Origin of the sequence: Streptomyces sp. NPDC059788, from assembly GCF_042732265.1 — a bacterium.
Classification (GTDB): Bacteria; Actinomycetota; Actinomycetes; order Streptomycetales; family Streptomycetaceae; genus Streptomyces.
The window spans coordinates 22092-40273 of the sequence record NZ_JBHWHY010000064.1; the positions used below are offsets into that span (position 1 = coordinate 22092).

The window sequence follows — 18182 nt, forward strand, 5'->3', positions numbered from 1 at the left end:
CCCCCGTCCCCACCGCGCCCGGCCCCCGCGGCTCCCCCTGAGTCCCCCGCCCGCCCAGTATGGCGTCGCGACGCCACGGCTTGTAGGGCGCTGGAGGGGCGTGGCGGGGGCGGGGCGGGCCGCGCGTCAACGCCGTACCCGGGGCATCCCCAGGCCGATCCACGCGATGATCTCGCGCTGGATCTCGTTGTTGCCGCCGCCGAACGTGAAGATGACCGCGGAGCGGTAGCCGCGTTCCAGTTCGCCGTGGAGGACCGCGCCGGACGAGCCGTCCTTCATGGGGCCGGCCGCTCCCGCCACCTCCATCAGCCAGGCGTACGCGTCGCGGCGGGCCTCGGAGCCGTAGACCTTGACGGCGGAGGCGTCCTGGGGGGTGAGCGTGCCGCGCTGGAGGGCGTCCACCATCTGCCAGTTGAGGAGTTTCATGGCGTCCAGCCTGGCGTGGGTGCGGGCCAGCCGGCCGCGTACCCAGCCGAGGTCGATGACACGGCGGCCGTCGGCCAGTTTCGTCCCGGCGGCCCAGCGCTGGACGTCGTGCAGGGCGCGGACGGCCATCGTGCCGTGGGCGGCGAGGGTGACCCGTTCGTGGTTGAGCTGGTTGGTGATGATGCGCCAGCCCTGGTTCTCCTCGCCGACGCGGCGGGTGAGCGGGACGCGGATGTTCTCGTAGTAGCTGGCGGTGGTGTCGTGCGAGGCGAGGGTGTTGATGCGGGTGCAGGAGTAGCCGGGGTCGCGGGTCGGTACGAGGAGCAGGCTGATGCCCTTGTGCGGCGGGACGCCGTCCTCGGCGAGGGCGGTGCGCACGGCGAGCCAGACCCAGTCGGCCGTGTCGCCGTTGGTGGTCCAGATCTTCTGCCCGTTGACGAGGTAGGCGTCACCGTCGCGTACGGCCTGGGTCTTCAGCGACGCGAGGTCCGTGCCGGCGTCGGGTTCGCTGTACCCGATCGCGAAGTCGATCTCCCCGGAGAGGATCTTGGGCAGGAAGTACGCCTTCTGCTCGTCGGTGCCGTAGCGCATGATCGTCGGGCCGACGGTGTTCAGCGCCATCAGCGGCAGCGGCACGCCCGCCTGCGCGGCCTCGTCGAAGAAGATGAACTGCTCCATCGGCGTCATGCCCCGGCCGCCGTACTCCTCGGGCCAGCCCACCCCCAGCCAGCCGTCCGCGCCGAGCCGGCGGATGGTCGCGCGGTAGAAGCGTTTCTGGGCGGTGGGGCCCGGGGCCGTGGCCTCTTCGCCGGGCGCGTCGGGCGATCCCGCGGGGCCGTGGAAGCGCGCGTACGCGTCGTCGGGCACCAACGCGGCGAAGTACTCCCGCAGTTCGGATCGCAGCTGCTGCTGTTCCGGGGTGTATTCGAGATGCACGGCCCCTCCTGGTCTGACCGGCCCGGCTCGTACGGTGACGCGTGCGCGCGCCCCGACGCACGGCGGAGCGCGGCCGGCCCGGCACGGTCGGCCGCGTTTCTGACGGGCCGTCGGGTAACGGGTCGTGGGCACAGTAGAACGTGTTCCATTGATACGGAAGGGCGCGGGGCGGAGCGGAGCCCGCCCCGCGCGCCCCGCGCTTACGCCGCGGCGAACAGTTCCCCGGTGACGCGGTGCAGCCGCCGCGCCTGCGCGACATCGAACCCGGGGCCGTCCGGATCGAGCGGCACACCCTTCACAAGTGCACTGAACAGCGCCGTCGGCGGGTCGTCCAGCACCGCGAGGATCGGGACGACGGCTGCCGCGACCGGCTCGGCGGTCCGGCGCAGGGCCTCGACCTGAGCCGCGGCTTCCGGTGTGTACTGCCCGGAGAAGCTGGTGCCGACGACCCCCGGCCCGTACACGACGTACCGGATCGCGGACCCCGGCCGGTGGTGCGGGAACCCGGCGCCGAGCAGGTCGTTGAGCCGTCCGCCGTGGGCCAGCGCGGCCCCGGCGTCGTAGTCCCGCGCGAACTCCAGGTCGTCCCAGCGGACCGGTCCGGCGTCGCCGGGCCCGGCGACGTTGAGGACGACCGGGCGGGCGGCGGCTTCGAGCGGACCGGCCAGCCCGTGACTCAGCAGGTAACGGCTCAGGTAGAAGTGCGCGAAGGTGTTCTCGAACCCCTCGGACGTCACCAGGCGCGTGGACCGGTAGTGCCGCGCGCACAGGACCAGCGCGTCCAGCTTCGGAAACCGGGAACGGAGCACGTCGGCCACGCGCCGGTTCTCGGCGATCAGGCTCAGGTCGGCCCGCAGGAAATGCGCACGCGCGCCCGCACCGGACCGCCGCGCGGCGCCGAGCCACGCAGCGCCCTTCGCGGCGTCGCGCCCGACGACCACCACCTCCTCCCCGCGTGCCAGGTACGCCCGGGCCACGGCCTTGCCGATGCCGTCCGTGCCGCCGGTGATCACAAAGGTTCTCGTCGTCATCGGCGTGCTCCCCGGCGGTCTCCCCCGGCCGGCCGCCGGCCCGCGCCCCTCACAGGAACCGGGCCGCGATCTTCTCCGGCGTGACGTGGACCGTCACCAGCTCGGGCAGTCCGGCCGCCGACTCCGGATGGTGTTCGGCGTACGGCACGCCGCTGTACTTGACGGCCAGCCCGTCCAGCCGCTCCCGGCTCCCCGCGCTCTCGAAGCGTGCGGTGCCACGGATCACGGCGTACGCGTACGGCTCGTCCCGCGGGTTGACGGCGATGCTCAGTCGCGGGTCACGCCGCAGGTTGCGGACCTTGATCTTGTCGACACCCGTCACGAAGAACAGGTCACCGCCCTCCCGGCCCACCCAGACGACGGACTGGTGCGGGCTCCCGTCGGGCCGGAGGGTCGCCACCGTGACGAAGACCCGGGAGTCGAGGACCTGCTGCAACTTCGGGGACAGTTCGGCCGTACGCACGGGGCGGCTCCTGAAGGCTGACTGAGGGCGGCTGAGGACCGGAAGAGTGAAGCGCCACAATGATGTGACATTTATAGCGGCATCCGCAACCCTGTTGCCGCACACCGCTGGGCGTTCGGTCTCGCCTGTGCGTATGCTCCGGGCACGATGAGAGCTGACGCGGCACGCAACCTGGACGCGGTCCTGCAGACCGGCGCACGCCTCCTGGCGCGCGACCCCGGCACGAGCATCGCCGCCATCGCCACCGCGGCGGGCGTCGACCGGCGCACCGTCTACCGCCGCTTCGACAGCCGCGAGGCGCTGATGGCCGCCGTGTACGTGGCCAAACTCGACGCCTGCGAGGAGGTCTTCGCGCAGGCCCGGCTGACCGAGGCACCGGTGCCGGTGGCGCTGCACCGGTACGCGGAGGGCACCATCGCCGTCAGCAGGCGGTGGCCCGTGGATCTCCGGCAGGCCGCGGACGGGACGGCCGCCGCCCGCCTGCGGCAACTCCTGGACCGTCTCGAAGCCTTCATGGCCCGCGCGGCCCGCGAGGGAGTCGTCCGCACCGGGCTGCCGGACGGATGGGCCCGCGCCCTGCTCGTCCAGCTCACCAACGTCGCCTCCCACGAGATGCCCGAACTCACTCCGGGCCAGGGAGCCGACCTGGTCACCCGGACCCTGCTGCGGGGCATCGGCACGGCGTCAGCGGTGACGGCGGCGCCGTGACGGCCGGGGACCTGCTCAGTCCCCCGCCTCCGCCAGGCGCCGCAGCAGCGGCCAGATCTCGGTGAGCCGGTGGATCTCGTCGGGCCGCAGCGAGGCGAGGCGCTTGGACAGCACCTCGGCCTCGCCGCGGGCGATGTCGGCGAGTGCGGCCGCGCCGCGCTCGGTGGCCAGGGCGCGACTGGCCCGCCCGTCCGTGGGGTCGGGTTCGCGGCGGATCAGGCCGGCGGACTCCAGGCCCAGTACGGCCGCGGTGGCGGTCGGCTGGGAGCAGGGGACCCAGGCCGCGATCTCGCCGATCCGGGAGGGGCCCCGCTGCGTCAGCATGGCCAGGACGGCGAGTTGCGTCGGCTGGATGCCGCCGGCCGCCGCTGCCCTGCGCAGACTTCGCGTCAGCCGGTTCAGGGAGATCACCAGTTGGAGTGCCGCATCGTCACCGATTGTCATCGCCCAGCCCATCGCGCCGCCCGGTTCGGGTCAGGAAAGCCTAAGGCGGGGCTGGTACATCTCCAACCACAGGGCCAGGTCCAACGTCTTTTCGAGGCCCTTACGGGACGCCTGGGTGATCTGGGGTGCGGCGTCGTCGACGGCCCGCTTGAGCCAGCCGCGGTCGACGATGTCGAAGACCGGGTGTGACAAGCGCGTCAGCAGGTCCTTGGCGTGCTGCTGGAGCGCGACCGCGTACTTGGGGTCCTGCGTCGACGGATAGGGGCTCTTGACCCTGTCGTACACGGACTTCGGCAGCACGTCGGCGGTGGCCTCGCGCAGCAGGCTCTTCTCGCGCCCGTCGAAGGACTTCAGCGACCACGGCGCGTTGTAGACGTACTCGACCAGCCGGTGGTCGCAGAACGGCACTCGCACCTCCAGGCCGACGGCCATGCTCGCGCGGTCCTTGCGGTCGAGGAGGATGCGTACGAACCGGGTCAGATGCAGATAGCAGATCTTGCGCATCCGGTACTCGAAGTCGCTCTCCCCGTCGAGGCGCTGTACGTCCTTGATCGCGGTCCGGTAGCCGTCCCGTACGTAGGAGCGCAGGTCCAGGGTGTCGGCGAGCGCGGGGATGAGGACGTCGCCGTCGTCGCCGAAGTGCTCGGCGAAGCGGACGAGCCACGGGAACGTTTCTGCGCGTCGGGCCTCCTCGTCGAAGAACTGCTTGTAGCCGCCGAACACCTCGTCGGCCGACTCCCCGGAGAGAGCGACGGTCGAGTGCTGCCGGATCGCCTTGAAGAGGAGGTAGAGCGAGGCGTCCATGTCGCCGAAGCCCATCGGTATGTCCCGTGCCCGGATGACCTTCGCGCGCACCTCGGGGTCGGCCAGGGCGTCCGAGTCCAGCACGATGTCCTGGTGGTCGGTGCCGGAGACGCGGGCCACGTCGTGGACGTACGGCGTGTCCGGGGTGGCACGCAGTTCGTCGGCCACGAAGTGCTCGGTCTGCCCGACGAAGTCGACGGCGAAGCTGCGTACCGTCTCCCCCACCTCGCCCAGCTGCCGGGCCGCCAGCGCGGTCATGGCGGAGGAGTCGAGGCCGCCGGAGAGCAGGGTGCAGCGCGGCACGTCGGAGATGAGCTGGCGGCGGACGATGTCGTCGAGCAGCGTACGGACCTGGGCGACGGAGGTCTCCTGGTCGTCCTCGTGGGCGCGGGTCTCCAGCGACCAGTAGACGTGCCGGCGCAGTCCGCCGCGGTCGACGGTGACCACCGTGCCGGGCTCCACCTCGTACATGCCCTCCCACACGCCGTGGCCGGGCGTCTTGACGAAGGCGAAGATCTCACGGAGTCCGTCGAGGCCGACCGTGCGCTCGGCGAGCGGATTGGCGAGGATCGCCTTGGGCTCGGAGCCGAACAGCACACCGTCGGACGTCTCGTAGTAGTAGAACGGCTTGATGCCCATCCGGTCGCGGACCATGACGAGCCGCTGGCGCTGCTCGTCCCAGACGGCGAACGCGTACATGCCGTTGAGCCGTTCGGCGACCGCCTCGCCCCACTCGATGTAGCCGCGCAGCACCACCTCGGTGTCGGAGCTGGTGGTGAACCGGTGCCCCCGGGAGACGAGTTCCTCGCGCAGCTCACGGAAGTTGTACGCCTCGCCCGAGTAGACGATGGCGACCGGGCTGCCGTCCGCCTTCTGCGCGGTCATCGGCTGGCGTCCGCCCGGCAGGTCGATGATCGCGAGGCGGCGGTGGCCGAGGGCGGCGGGGCCCTGTATCCACGTACCGCGGTCGTCGGGCCCGCGGCAGGACATCGTCTCCGTCATCGCGTCCACGGTCGCCTGCTCCGCGCGCAGGTCACGATCGAAGGAAAGCCAGCCGGTGATGCCACACATGCCATGTCCTCCTGTCCGACCCGAAGGGGCGGTCCGCCGGACGCCGGTGCACCGTGCGCGGGCACGACGGGGCCCGGCGGCTCGACACCCCTCGCGGGTCAGTTGTATCGAGCACCTATATAACGAGAATGTTCCCGAGGCCGCCGCTCCGTCAACCTGGCCGTAACACGCGCCGGCGCGCTCAACGGCGCGTTCCGCGGACGGAATTGAGCCCCCGTCGGAGCCCTGATCTGGGAGTTCGGCGCGCGGCGCGGGGCGGGGGAAGGCGCGGCGAACGGCTCCGGGCTTACGACAATGTGGGGAAGGCTTTACCTGGGGGGAGGTGGTGAGGGGGGGGTGGCGAGGGCGCGGGGCCTGGGCCGGGGCCGGGGTGGCGTCGACCTTGAACCCTTCGAGGCCTTCCGGTCCGCCGACGAGACAACCGACCGGTTTCGCGCGTGGACCGGCAACAGTGCGCTGGACGGGGTCGCCTTCCGGGTGTTCGGCCAGGGCGGCACCGGCGGGTACGCCGCGTTCTGGCTGGTCCGCCCCGGTCGGGAGCCGGCCGATCAGCCCGTCGTCTTCCTCGGGTCCGAAGGGGAGACCGGCGTCGTCGCGCGCGACCTGGGCGCCTTCCTGTGGCTGCCGGCCGCCGGCTCCGGTCCCATGGAGGCGGCCGCCCCCTACGAGCCCGACCAGGTCCCGCACCCGAATCGCGAGCTGACGGCCATCGCGGAACAGTTCGCCCCGGGCACCTGCGCGTCCGCGACCGTCGTGACCGAGCAGGCCGCACGGGAGTTCCCCGACTTCGACGACGCCATCATGAAGCTGTGCCGGTGAACCGGCCCGCCCGAGTCCGAGCTGAGCGCTACGGCCACAACTCCGGCTACGGCCATGGCCACGCACCCGATCTGCCGCAGGCGGCCGTGTCGCAGGCCGGCTCGCACGTCACCTGCGGAAGCGGCGCAGCCCCCGTCCCAGCACGGCGCCCGCCCCGCGGAGGAGTCCGCGCCGGCGCCGGGGCAGCGTGATGTCGGCGGCGGCGCGCCAGTCGGCCGCCTGTGCCACCATCGCCGTCAGGCTCCGGTAGAAGGCCGAGGACCGGTCGGCTCCGTCCAGGTCGGCCCACGTCAGTATGTGGGAGAGGACGCCGTCGTACTCGTGGTACGGGCGGGCCCGCATGTGGTCGGTGAGCTTGGTGCGGATCGCCCGCTGCCGCTCGGGCGGGAGCCGGGACGACGGCAGTTCGTCCAGCAGCCGCTGCACGTGGCCCACGACCAGGTCCACGAAGGCGTCACGGCGCCGCGCGTCCACCCGCCCCAGTCTGGCGTTCTGGTAGTCCTCCTCACGTCCCGGTGTCTCGTTCTTCACACGGTCGTCCTCGGCCGCGGACAGGTGCGGCGCCCGGAAGTTCAGCATCCGGGAGTCGTACGCCTGGTTGACGGCGACGTGTGTCAGCTCGTGGACCATCACCGCCAGGTGATCGCCGCGCGACATGCCCGGCGTGTAGGCGTAGGAGATGGCGTAGCGGCCCTGGCCGAGGTCACGCGTGTTGCCGCCGGTCGCGCCCGGCGTCCGCTCGAAGTCCGCCCGGTTGACGTGGCCGAGCAGTTCTCCCAGCAGGCGCTGGACGTACGGGTCGCGGGTCTCACGGGAGTAGTCCTGCAGCAGTTGCCGGTCCTGCGTCGTCGAGTCGTCCGCCACGATGCCCTCCGCTCGGTGTGACCTGGGGTGCGGTGGGCGGTGGCGCCGGCGTACGGGGCTGCCGCCGCCGTACCGCACCGGTGGCTTGCCACGGTGACGCGTGCTCGTGCTCGTGCGTCAGTCTGCTCAGTCCCGTCGGCCGTGCGGTATACGTAAACCCGCCTCACCGCCCGCCACTGCCACCACCCACGCCCCCCCGGCCCCCGGCCGCTGCGGCCCGGCCGCGGCGCGCCGCGTAGGTCAGACGCCCGTACTGCCGTCGATGCGCTCCCGTATGAGGTCGGCGTGGCCGCAGTGGCGGGCGTACTCGGCGGTCATGTGGGTGTAGATCCAGCGCAGGGTGACCCTGTTGCCCCGATACACACCGGTGTCCTCCAGCGCGCGGGTGGCACAGTTCTCGCGGGCGTGCTCGATCTCGGCCTGCCAGATCAGCCGGGACTTCTCGTACGTGGCGTCCTCGGCGAGATCGAATCCGCTGTTGGCGGCACTGGCGCCGCCGTCGGCAGCGGCGCCGAAGTTCAAGGGGGCGCCTTCCTGGGCGAGGACGTTGCGGAACCAGTACCGCTCGACGTCCGCCATGTGCTGGACGAGACCGAGCAGGGTGAGCGACGACGGCGCCGCCGACACCTCCCGGAGCTGGGGCTCCGTCAGGCCGTCGCACTTCTGGGCGAGGGTGGCGCGGTAGAAGTCGAGCCAACTCTCGGCGGTGGTCCGCGCATCGGCGTCCAGGGGAGGCAGGCTACGTTCAGGTGCGTTCATGTCCGTCATCGTGCCACGAGGGTCTGACAATGCCGCTGACCTGGGGATTCGGCGCCCGCCTCGTCCCGGCCCTCCGCACCCCGGCCCGGTGCTGCCCGCGCAGCTCAGGCACCGGGGCCGGGGCCGGAGTCCGGTGACCGCCCGTTCCCCGCCGCGATCGCCCGCAGCGCCGCCAGGTGCCGCCCGTAGACGGAGCGCCCCTCCCCCGTCAGCGCGAGCCAGGTCCGGGCTCGGCGGCCGGCCCGTCCCTTGGTCACGGCCACCCAGCCCGCCGCCTCCAGCGTCGAGACCTGCTTGGAGAGGGCGGAATCGGTGACCTCGACCAGGTCGCGCACCACGGCGAACTCGGCCCGCTCCACCGGTGCCAGGGCCGCCACCACGGACAGCCGTACGGGAGAGTTGAGCAGTGGCGCGAGAGCGTGCCTGGGGTGGCTGCCGGGCGGCCCGCCCTGAGCGCTCCCCGCCGTCACGACACCCGCCGCCACTCAAGAACTGCGCCCACGGCGAGCGGCAGCGCACACGCCGACGCCGCCGTGGCCGCGAACACCCGGCTGCCCGGAAAGGCCAAGCTCCCTAGGAGCAGCGCGGCGATGTAGAGGGCTCCCCAGCTGCCGATCAGCACCCCGTGCCGGGCCGCGAATCCGCGGCGCACGATCCGCTGCCGCGCCGCGTACACCGACAGCCCGGCCACCAGGGCGGCGTTGGCCGACGCGACCACCAGTGCCGCCACGGGGCCGTGCCACAGCAGGGCGGCCGGGACGAGCACGAGCTGCCCCGCGGCAAAACCCCATAGATAACGCGCGTACCAGCCACTTCGCGCCCGCGCGGCCTTCTCCACCGCCGCGGCCCGCTCCAACGCGCCCATGTCCTCGCTGCCCCCGCCGTTACCGTACACAGCCCCGCCCCCTCGTCCCGCACGTACCGCGGCGTCCAGCTTTCCGATCCGTCAACTACTTTCCAAGACGGCAAGTACGGGACCAACGATCGCCCCTCCCCCACCGAAAGACCAGCCGCGTTTCAGCCGTTCGCCGGTGACGGAAGGGGCAGTTCGGTCCATACCGTCTTGCCCTCCCGGGTGTGGCGGGCGCCCCAGCGGTCGGTGAGCTGGGCGACCAGGAGGAGGCCACGCCCTCCTTCGTCCGTGCTGTGCGCGCGTCTGAGGTGCGGGGCGGTGCTGCTGGGGTCGGAGACCTCGCAGATCAGTGAACGGTCGCGGATGAGCCGCAGGGTGATCGGCGTCCCGCCGTACCGGTACGCGTTGGTGACCAGTTCGCTCACCACCAGTTCGGCGGTGAACGCCAGCTCTTCCAGGCCCCACTCGGTCAGCTTGGCGGACGTCACCTCGCGTGCCTCCGCCGCGGCGGTCGGTTCGGCGGGCAGGTCCCACGAGGCGACGCTCTCCGGCGGCAGCGCATGCGTACGGGCGAGGAGCAGCGCGACATCGTCCCGGGGGTGGACGGGCAGCAGTGCGTCCACCACCGTCTTGCAACTCTCCTCCAGACGGCGGGCGGGCTGCTTCAGCGCTCCGCGCAGCAGTGCCAGCCCCTCGTCGAGGTCGCGGCTGCGCACCTCCAGCAGCCCGTCGGTGTAGAGGGCCAGCAGGCTGCCCTCGGGCAGGTCGAGTTCGACGGACTCGAACGGCAGGCCGCCCAGCCCGAGTGGCGGCCCGGCGGGCAGGTCGGGCAGGGTCATCCGGCCTTCGGGGTCGACCACGGCGGGCGGCAGGTGGCCCGCGCGGGCGATGTTGCAGCGCCGGGAGACGGGGTCGTACACCGCGTACAGGCAGGTAGCGCCGATGACCTGTGGACTCTGCGGCCCGCCGTCGGCCGACTCCTGTTCCTCGGCCAGGCGGTTGACGAGGTCGTCCAGGTGGGAGAGCACCTCGTCGGGCGCGAGGTCGAGGTTGGCCAGCGTGTGCACCGCCGTACGCAGTCGGCCCATGGTGGCCGCGGCATGCAGCCCGTGGCCGACGACGTCGCCGACGACGAGGGCCACGCGGGCGCTGGAAACCGGAATGACGTCGAACCAGTCGCCGCCGACGCCCGCCGCCGGGTCGGCGGGCAGATAGCGGTGGGCGACCTCGACGGCCAACTGCGCGGGCAGTTCGCGCGGCAGCAGACTGCGTTGGAGGGTCAGCGCCCCGTAGTGCTCCTGGGTGTAGCGGCGGGCGTTGTCGATACAGATGGCGGCGCGGGAGACGAATTCCTGGGCCAGTACGAGGTCGTCCTGCTCGAACGGCTGGGGCCGGTTCGCCCGCCACAGGCTCACCAGGCCCAGCACCAGGCCGCGGGCGACGAGCGGCACCACGATCAGCGAGTGGGCGCCCAGGCTCAGGGCCCGCTCGGAGCGTTCCGGGTCCTGGATGTACCAGCCGGTGCTGTGGGCCAGGTCCGGTTCGAGGATCGGCTGCCGCTCGGTGAGGCACTGGGCCTGCGGTGTACCCGGGGCGAAGCGGAACACCTCGCCCGCGGGGTACATCACGTCCAGCCCCTCCGGCACGACCGACCGTACGGCTGTACGGTGCACCGGCACGTACGTCCCCCGGGTGGGGTCCTGGCCGCGGGTGACCGGCTCCAGCAGGTCCACGGAGACCGCGTCGGCGAGGTCGGGGACCGCGACCCCGGCGAGTTCCCGGGCGGTCTGGGTCACGTCCAGTGTGGTGCCGATGCGGGCACTCGCCCGGTTGAGCACCGCGAGGCGGTGCTGGGCCCGGTGCCGGTCGGTCACGTCTTCCACCATTTGGGTGACGCCGAGCACCGCGCCGGAGGAACTGCGCATCCGGAACGCGGACACGGCCACCACCCGTTCATGGCCGGGGTCGGCCCGCAGGCGGCACGGCTGCTCGGTGAAGATCAGCGGTTCGCCGGTCTCCAGCACCCTGCGCAGCCGCCCCTCGATGGTGGCCACGTCCGCACCGATCAGGAAGTCCTCCATCCGCAGGCCCCGGTGCGCCGCGGCCGGGCGCCGGCTGATGCCCGCGATGGCCCGGTTGATACGGAGAATGCTCAGATCCGGGGCGTGTACGGCCAGGCCGATCGGGGAGCGCCGGAACAGGCCGTCCAGCACCGAGCGGTCGATCTCCCACTGGACGACCTCCGTGGCGGGTGCGGCGACGACGAACCATTCGTACCGGGAGTCGCCGCGTGTGACGGGGCGGACCCGCAGGCCCAGCTCGACGCGCCGCCCGGCGTGGTGGAGGACCGGCAGGATGCCGGACCAGCCCGCGTCGCGTCGCGCCGCCGCGACGGCCTCCGCGGCTGCGGCACGGTCGTCGTCGTGCAGCAGGAAGGCGTCCGCGCGCCGCCCGAGCGCCTCGCGCGCCGGGTGGCCGAGCAGGGCCTCGGCGCGCTCGCTCCAGCCCACGACGGTGCCCTCGTCGTCGAGCACCACCGAAGCGGCCCGGCTCAGCGCAAACGGGTCCTCCGGCCGCTCGGTGAACTCCGGCACCGGTGCGTCCATCGCTTCGCCCCTTCGACTCGCCGACCGGGCCCCGCACCGTCATCCCTACGGCGACTCCCCGGCGTGACCCCGCATTCATGGACAGACATGGACAGAAAAGGACAGGCATGGATAGAGCAGCTGAGCCCCAGTATCGTTTCGGCCCGCCCGGCCCGCGCCCCGGGCGGCGGGCGCGGCGCGGCTCGCTCGGCCGAGTGGGTGGGGCAGCGGGGCGGCGTGGCCGTACGGGGAGGGAACGTTCCTGTCCGTACGGGAGCGCCGGGCACCGGTGCCGGCTCCGACGCCGACCGCCCCGGCAGACAGTCAGCGGATCACTGCCCGGCCGCGCCCCGACGGGCGCGGTGGGCGGCGACGTTGAGCCGGTTGCCGCACACGGCGGGCATGCAGTAGCGGCGCCGGCCCGCCTTGCTGGTGTCGACGAACATCCCGTCGCACGCGGGTGAGGCACAGTGCCGGACGCGGTCGTGGGACAGGGTGCGCAGTACGCCCAGCAGGCCGATGCCGATCAGCGCCGCCAACTCCCCGGAGAGCGAAGCCCGCTGCCCGGTTCCGGCGTACCACTGCCACCGGCCATCCGGGTCCCGCTCCAGGGACGGTTCGACGGCCTCCCGCCTCAGCAACGCGTTGGCGCCGTCGGCGAATTCTTCCTCACTGCCGGATTCCAGCAGTTCCCGCAGCTCCCGGCGCAGCGCGAGGACCTGCTTCAGATCCTCCTCGGTCGGCCGCCGTACGCAGCCCGCGGCATCCGCGGGGATGCCGTGCTCGTCCAGGAAGCGGCCGAGGCCCTCCGGGTCCCGGAGCGTCTCGCCCGTGCTGCGGCGGACCTGGGCGGAGGTGTTGACGAGGTCGGTGGCGACGGCCGCCCCGAGCGCGTAATCGGAAAAGAGGAACTTCACGCCTTACTCCACGCTAGGGTAACCGGAGAACGTCGACTATACCGCTTACGCGCTGGGAGAGATCGGCATGCGCACACCCGCCACCACGAACACACCCGCCACAGACACCCGCCCCACCACCAGCACACCCGCCATGACGCACGCACAGACCCCGCCGTGGCGGCTCCCCGACCGGGTACCGGTGACCGGCGGCGAGGCTGCCACCGGCGTCTTCGGCGAGGGCCCGGCCGTCGTCCTCGTCCACGGCACCCCCGCCTCCTCCTACCTCTGGCGGAACGCCGTCCCCGTACTCGCCCGCCACCACACCGTGTACGTCTGGGACCTCCTCGGCTTCGGCGACTCCCGCATCACGCGGGACGCCGTGCCCTCCATCGCCCGGCAGGCCCGTACGCTCGCCGAACTCGTCGCCCACTGGGACCTCGACGCGCCCGCGCTCGTCGGCCACGACATAGGCGGCGGCATCGTCCTGCGGGCCCACCTCCTGGAAGGCGTACGGGCCTCCCGCCTGGCCCTTCTCGACGCCGCCGTCCTCGGCCCCTGGAACACCCCCTTCACCGAACACCAGCAGCGCCACGCCGAGGCGTACCGCACCATGCCGGCACCGGTCTTCGACGACCTCGTCGCGGCCCGGCTCCGTACCGCCTGCCACCGGCCGATGTCCGAGACGACCGCCGCCGCCTACCGCGCCCCCTGGGCGGGCGACGAAGGGCGGCGGCGCTGGCTCGACCAGGTGTGCGCCGTCAGCTTCGAGGACACGCGCGAGGTGGTGGCGCGCCTGGGTGAAGTCACCGCGCCCACCCTCGTGCTGTGGGGCGCGGAGGACCAGTGGCTGCCGCCCGCCACCGGCGACCGTCTCGCCGCCGCCATACCGGGCGCCGAGCGCGCCACCATCCCCGGCGCGGGCCATTTCCTGGCCGAGGACCGGCCCGGGGAAACGGGCGAGGCACTGGTGGAGTTCTTCGGACGGACGGCAGGCTGAGGGCAGACCGAGGCGAAGCCCCGGGGCAACGGAAAGGGAAGCGGGAAGGGGTAGCAGTGAGGGCCGGTTCGGTGACAGAGGGATCAATCGCGGCGGCTTTCACCGACCGCGCCGCCCCCTCAGCCGCACAGAGCCATCACGCGGCAGGCAGCGCCGCACCCTCCCCCGCCTCCGCCGTCCTGGCGGCCTCCGCGGGGAGTACGGAGCCGCCGTGGACCGGTGCCCCGGACAGCCCGGACAGTACGGAGTCGTCCTCGACCCGGGCGCCCGGCAGCCGGTGCCGGGCCGCGACCAGCGCGGTGTCGACGTCGCGGGTGCCGGTGGACACGCACAGGGTGTAGGCGACGTCGTCCATCCGCTGCCGGACCTCCGGGCTCCCGTCCGCCGCGTTCAGCACGCGCAGCGTCTCGTACTGCTCGACCAGGTCACGCAGCACCGCAGGGTGAGCCAGCAACATCAGGGGCCTCCTTGTTCGCCACCGTCCGTGAACAACTGCGCTCCGTGTACCCGGCCGCCCCACCCGTACGCCACCGACTTTCGCCGCCGCACGAACCCCTCGCACCCGCTCCGCACCGCCCCTCAGACGTCCACGGCTTCGAGGATCTTGCGGAACGTGGTGGTGATCACCGGCCGTGCGAGGCGCCGGGTCAGGAAGCCGCCGAGCAGCGGGACCCGCACCTCGGCGCGGGTCGTCCAGCACACCCGGGTGCCGCCGGCCACCTCGGTGAACGTCATACGGCCGAGTTCGTGCCGGGCCGGCGGCCAGCTGCGCTCGACGACGTACTCGGTGGCGTACGGCGGGTCGTAGCGCGTGATGCGTTCCCGGAACCAGCCGATCGCCCAGAGGTGGCTGCGCACCGCGCCGACACCGTACGGCGCGCCCTCGCCCTGCCGGGTCAGCCGGCAGCGCAGGACCAGGGGCGAGCGCGTGTAGTTGGTGGTCGTCGTGAGCCAGGCGAACACCTCGTCGATCGGGGCGGCGATCACACGTTCGACGGTCATGGTTTCCACGGCCGGGGTCCCTTTCTGTCGATGGTCCGCACCGCGTCGGCGTGGTGCAGCTTGTCCGGGTTGCGCATGCCGTAGAGGCCGGTGATCCGCCCGTCGTGGACCTCGAACGCCACCAGCCAGTCGAGGGTGCCGTCGCCGGTGACGAACCGCGCCGCGGACATGCCGTTGTACGTGGCGGGCTCGACGCGGACCGGGACGGCGCCGCTGCGGTACACGCGGAGGACGAACCGGGCGACGTCGGCGCGGCCGGTGATCGGACGGCGTGCCGCGACCACCTTCCCGCCGCCGTCGGAGATCTGCACGACGCCGGGCGCCAGCAGGTCCATCAGCAGCTGGACGTCGCCGGTCGCCGCCGCCCGCAGGAAGCGCTCGACGACCTCGCGCGTGGCCTCGGAATCCGGTTCGAAGCGGCGCCGCCGCGCGTGGACGTGCCGGCGGGCGCGGTGGGCGATCTGGCGTACGGTGGCCTCCGCCTTGCCGATCGAGGCGGCGATCTCGCCGTGCGCGTAGCCGAACACGTCGTGCAGCACGAACACCGCGCGCTCGGCCGGACTCATCGTCTCCAGGACGAGCAGCATGGCCATCGACACCGATTCGGCGAGGATCACGTCGTCGCTCGCCTCGGGGGCGGTGCGGATCGGCTCGGGCAGCCACGGGCCGACGTAGTCCTCGCGCCGCGCCCTGACCGTACGCAGGTGGTTGAGGGCCTGCCGGGTGACCACGCGGACCAGATAGGCGCGCGGATGCCCGACCGCGGCCGGATCGACCGCGCTCCACCGCAGATAGCTCTCCTGGAGGACGTCCTCGGCGTCCGTGGCGCTGCCCAGCATCTCGTAGGCGATGGTGAACAGCAGCGGGCGGTGCTCGGTGAAGGCGTCCTCAGCCACGGCCCGCCCCCGTCGTGAGCGCGCATCGCCGGTCCGGCGTCATGTCCGTCTCCTCTCCTTGGGCGACGACCATCGAGACACGTCGCGGGAGCGGAGCGTGACATGCCGCTGGAGTGATACGGGTCACGCGCGGCGGGGAGGGCGGCTCGGGCCGTGACCGCGCCGCCCTCGTACGTCCGTCCGCCCCTCCGGCATACTCACCCGGATGCCGGCCGGGGCGAAGCGGCTCACGGCACGGCTCCTGAGCAGGGGGGAGCGAGGGTGGACGACCAGGCGCCCGAACGGCGCGGGCAGAGCTGGAGCATGGAGGAGTACGGGCAGCTCGTCGCAGGCATCGGCGAGGGGCTGTCCCTGGACGCCCTGGTGGCCGGGCACCGGCGAAGCGCGTCCGCACTGCGCTGGGCGGCACGGCAGTTGGTACCGCCCGGGGAGGCGGACGACGGGGAAGCCGCCGTCGCATGGCTGGCCGAGCGGCTCGCCGGGGGCGAATACGACTGGCGGGCCACTCTCCAGGAGACTCGCCGCACGCGGACAGAAACCCGGAAGGCCAGGGCGGCGGCCGGAAACGGAAGACGTGAACGGCCGCGGCGGTGCGAGCCCGACACGGTCGTGGCCATGTGGCAAGAGGTGACGGCGCACCGCCTGACGCCCGAGCGCCACGCGGAATTCCTGGCCAGGAAGACCGTGCGGGCGCTGGCGTCCTGCGCCGAGGAGGCGTTGCGCCCGGTGGCACGGCGGTTGTGGCGCGCCGGCGGCCGACTCCTGCTCGACGAGTGGCTGCTGAACACCCTGTGCCCGGGTCATGCGGCGGCCGACCTGTCCTGGGCGGCGGTCGCCGAGGGGAACGACACCACGGCGACCGTACTCCGCGACCTCGCGGCCGTCGCCGTCGACGAGTTGCGCGACGCGCGGGCGCACGCGGTGCTGTGCCGCCGGCTGGGGCTCGACGGTCACGAGCCGCAGAGCCAGCAGGTCATAGGGCAGGAGTTCGCCCTCTCGCGTCAGCGCATCAGCCAGCTCCAGGCACGAGGCGTCACCAGAATGCTCGGCAGCCGCGAAGCAGGCACCCTGGCGCTGCGTGACGCGCTGGGCGCCCTCCTGAACGTGACCGGAACCGATGCGCCAGGGCCCGCCGAACGGCTGATGACCGTCGCCGAAGTGGCGTTACCCGGCGTACCGCGCGACCCCGCGGCGCTGCTGCTCGCCCGGCTCGCGGGAAAGAGCGGCGACGAGGCCAGGCTCCTGCTCGGCGAGATCGTCGCTCTCCTCGCCCGCCGCCGACGGACGGAGCAGCAGGAGGAACGGCGGCAGCAGAACCTCGCCGGTCTCGCGGAGCGCGCCACCGCGCGGTGGGCGGACCTGGCCGCGGAGACGGACTGGTTCGGTGTACCGGGCCCCGCCCCGGACCGGGCGCGGCTTGCCGCACAGCGCGACGTCAACCCGCGCGAACACTCCGGCCTCTGGTTCAGCCCCAAACTCGGGCGCGAGGTGCAGTACGAGTCGACGACCGAATTACGGGTCCTCCACCTTCTCGACCGCGCCGCCCAGATCGCCTACTTCCAGGAGCAGCCGCTCAGCATCGGCTACACCCACGAGGGCCGCCGGCGCTCCTATTTCCCCGACTTCCTGGCGGTCACCGCCGACGGACGCACTGTGCTGATCGAGGTCAAGCCGCAGTGCGACATCGCACTGGCGATCAACCAGGCCAAGTACGCGGCGGCCACCGCGCTCTGCGAGAGCGAGGGCTGGGGGCTGCTCGTCACCGACGGCAAGCGCACCCGGGCGGACCTCGTACGGCACCCGGTCGATCCGGAACTGGCACGCCGGGTGCGAGCCGCGCTGTCCATGGGAGAGCTGACCTGGCCCGACCTGCGCGAGATCGCCGGCGAGCTCCCCTTCACCTCCCTGGACATGGCTGCACTGGCCCTGCGCAACCGGTGGCACTGGGAGTTGGGGCCCTACCGCATACGCCGCTGACCGAGGACGGCCGGAGGGCCCGAGCGCCCGGCCCTCGGCGGGCCGGGCGCCGACGGAGACGCAGGTGCCGTTACGACCTGGCCGCGCGCCGGCAGGCCTCACCGGCCACCACCGCGGGGACATAGTCCCGCCGCAGTTCGGTGTAGCAGGCCCGGAAGCTCTCCTGACCGCCCTTGGCCCCGGTGCGACACGCGCGTTCGACCACCTCGGTGGCGGCCTGCGGATGCTGCTCCAGCACGTAGTAGAAGCAGGCCTGCGGGGTGGCCTGGGCAGCCGGGGCGGCGGTCACGGCACCGCCGAGGGCGAGGGCGAAACAGCTGAGGACAGTGGCAAGACGCTTGGACATCGCGGTTCCTTCCGGAAGAAATCCGAGCAGACAACTCGGATGGGCAAAACCGCCACGGATCTACCCCGCGCCCTTCCGGACGACGCGGTGGGCCCCGGGGCGTACGCAGCGAACGCCGGGCGCGCGAGGCGCACTTTGCGGCGGACCGGCCCTTTCACCCCTGAAGGACCGGCGCGGACCAGGGCGGCCTTCACGCGGAACACCGGGTTGTTGTTCAGCAGGTCGAAGTCGGCCCAGCTGTAGCGCGGCGCGGAGGGCCCGGTCCAGTACACCCACTTCTGTTTCGCGTCGTAGCCGTGCAG

Annotated in this window: 19 protein-coding genes; 4 read left to right on the forward strand and 15 right to left on the reverse strand. The window is 72.6% G+C overall.

Annotated features, from left to right (window positions below):
• Positions 1-126: 126 nt before the first annotated feature.
• The 3 genes from ACFV57_RS37880 to ACFV57_RS37890 form a co-directional block, all read right to left on the reverse strand.
• Positions 127-1362, reverse strand: a complete 1236-nt coding sequence (locus tag ACFV57_RS37880) for an acyl-CoA dehydrogenase family protein (protein WP_385242183.1) — start codon at positions 1360-1362, stop codon at positions 127-129.
• A gap of 200 nt (positions 1363-1562) precedes the next feature.
• Positions 1563-2393 carry an SDR family NAD(P)-dependent oxidoreductase gene (locus ACFV57_RS37885; RefSeq protein WP_385242186.1) on the reverse strand — a complete coding sequence of 277 codons (831 nt, stop codon included), beginning with the start codon at positions 2391-2393 and terminating at the stop codon, positions 1563-1565.
• A 49-nt stretch (positions 2394-2442) separates the two neighbouring features.
• Positions 2443-2856 carry a PPOX class F420-dependent oxidoreductase gene (locus ACFV57_RS37890; RefSeq protein WP_385242189.1) on the reverse strand — a complete coding sequence of 138 codons (414 nt, stop codon included), beginning with the start codon at positions 2854-2856 and terminating at the stop codon, positions 2443-2445.
• A 147-nt stretch (positions 2857-3003) separates the two neighbouring features.
• On the opposite strand from ACFV57_RS37890, the gene ACFV57_RS37895 reads away from it, so the two are divergent.
• A complete protein-coding gene (locus ACFV57_RS37895) occupies positions 3004-3564 on the forward strand; it encodes a TetR family transcriptional regulator (RefSeq protein WP_385242192.1) in 561 nt (186 codons plus the stop codon).
• Between the two features lie 15 nt (positions 3565-3579).
• On the opposite strand, the gene ACFV57_RS37900 is transcribed toward ACFV57_RS37895, so the two are convergent.
• Positions 3580-4008 carry a MarR family winged helix-turn-helix transcriptional regulator gene (locus tag ACFV57_RS37900; protein ID WP_385242195.1) on the reverse strand — a complete coding sequence of 143 codons (429 nt, stop codon included), beginning with the start codon at positions 4006-4008 and terminating at the stop codon, positions 3580-3582.
• A 30-nt stretch (positions 4009-4038) separates the two neighbouring features.
• Positions 4039-5883: an asparagine synthase (glutamine-hydrolyzing) gene (gene asnB, locus ACFV57_RS37905; protein WP_385242198.1), complete on the reverse strand. Its 1845-nt coding sequence runs from the start codon at positions 5881-5883 to the stop codon at positions 4039-4041.
• A gap of 336 nt (positions 5884-6219) precedes the next feature.
• Here asnB and ACFV57_RS37910 point away from each other — a divergent pair, with 336 nt between their 5' ends.
• Positions 6220-6702 carry an SMI1/KNR4 family protein gene (locus tag ACFV57_RS37910; protein ID WP_385242201.1) on the forward strand — a complete coding sequence of 161 codons (483 nt, stop codon included), beginning with the start codon at positions 6220-6222 and terminating at the stop codon, positions 6700-6702.
• 108 nt (positions 6703-6810) lie between these two features.
• Here ACFV57_RS37910 and ACFV57_RS37915 read toward each other — a convergent pair whose 3' ends face one another.
• From ACFV57_RS37915 to ACFV57_RS37940, 6 genes are all read right to left on the reverse strand, one after another.
• Positions 6811-7566, reverse strand: coding sequence for a hypothetical protein (locus ACFV57_RS37915; RefSeq protein ID WP_385242204.1), 756 nt, complete (start codon positions 7564-7566; stop codon positions 6811-6813).
• A gap of 240 nt (positions 7567-7806) precedes the next feature.
• Entirely contained in the window at positions 7807-8325 is a 519-nt protein-coding gene (locus ACFV57_RS37920; protein ID WP_385242207.1) for a DinB family protein, read from the reverse strand.
• 104 nt (positions 8326-8429) lie between these two features.
• Complete coding sequence (locus ACFV57_RS37925) at positions 8430-8795, reverse strand: winged helix-turn-helix domain-containing protein (RefSeq protein ID WP_385242210.1); 366 nt, start codon at positions 8793-8795, stop codon at positions 8430-8432.
• Entirely contained in the window at positions 8792-9220 is a 429-nt protein-coding gene (locus ACFV57_RS37930; protein ID WP_385242213.1) for a hypothetical protein, read from the reverse strand. The genes ACFV57_RS37925 and ACFV57_RS37930 overlap by 4 nt, the downstream gene beginning before the upstream one ends.
• A 122-nt stretch (positions 9221-9342) precedes the next feature.
• Positions 9343-11784: a SpoIIE family protein phosphatase gene (locus ACFV57_RS37935; protein ID WP_385242216.1), complete on the reverse strand. Its 2442-nt coding sequence runs from the start codon at positions 11782-11784 to the stop codon at positions 9343-9345.
• A gap of 311 nt (positions 11785-12095) precedes the next feature.
• Entirely contained in the window at positions 12096-12680 is a 585-nt protein-coding gene (locus ACFV57_RS37940; RefSeq protein WP_385242219.1) for a CGNR zinc finger domain-containing protein, read from the reverse strand.
• A gap of 67 nt (positions 12681-12747) precedes the next feature.
• On the opposite strand from ACFV57_RS37940, the gene ACFV57_RS37945 reads away from it, so the two are divergent.
• On the forward strand, positions 12748-13659 hold the full coding sequence (locus ACFV57_RS37945) for an alpha/beta fold hydrolase (protein WP_385242222.1): 912 nt from the start codon (positions 12748-12750) through the stop codon (positions 13657-13659).
• Positions 13660-13795: 136 nt separating this feature from the next.
• Here ACFV57_RS37945 and ACFV57_RS37950 read toward each other — a convergent pair whose 3' ends face one another.
• From ACFV57_RS37950 to ACFV57_RS37960, 3 genes are all read right to left on the reverse strand, one after another.
• Positions 13796-14116, reverse strand: coding sequence for a DUF5133 domain-containing protein (locus ACFV57_RS37950; protein ID WP_385242226.1), 321 nt, complete (start codon positions 14114-14116; stop codon positions 13796-13798).
• Between the two features lie 122 nt (positions 14117-14238).
• A complete protein-coding gene (locus ACFV57_RS37955) occupies positions 14239-14670 on the reverse strand; it encodes an SRPBCC family protein (RefSeq protein WP_385242229.1) in 432 nt (143 codons plus the stop codon).
• Positions 14658-15557, reverse strand: a complete 900-nt coding sequence (locus ACFV57_RS37960; protein ID WP_385242232.1) for an RNA polymerase sigma-70 factor — start codon at positions 15555-15557, stop codon at positions 14658-14660. Before ACFV57_RS37960 ends, ACFV57_RS37955 begins: the two co-directional genes overlap by 13 nt.
• Positions 15558-15818: 261 nt before the next feature.
• On the opposite strand from ACFV57_RS37960, the gene ACFV57_RS37965 reads away from it, so the two are divergent.
• Positions 15819-17534 (forward strand): TnsA endonuclease N-terminal domain-containing protein, encoded by a 1716-nt coding sequence (locus tag ACFV57_RS37965; protein WP_385242235.1) that lies wholly within the window; start codon positions 15819-15821, stop codon positions 17532-17534.
• Positions 17535-17604: 70 nt separating this feature from the next.
• Here ACFV57_RS37965 and ACFV57_RS37970 read toward each other — a convergent pair whose 3' ends face one another.
• Positions 17605-17880, reverse strand: a complete 276-nt coding sequence (locus ACFV57_RS37970; protein ID WP_385242238.1) for a hypothetical protein — start codon at positions 17878-17880, stop codon at positions 17605-17607.
• Positions 17881-18182: the final 302 nt, after the last annotated feature.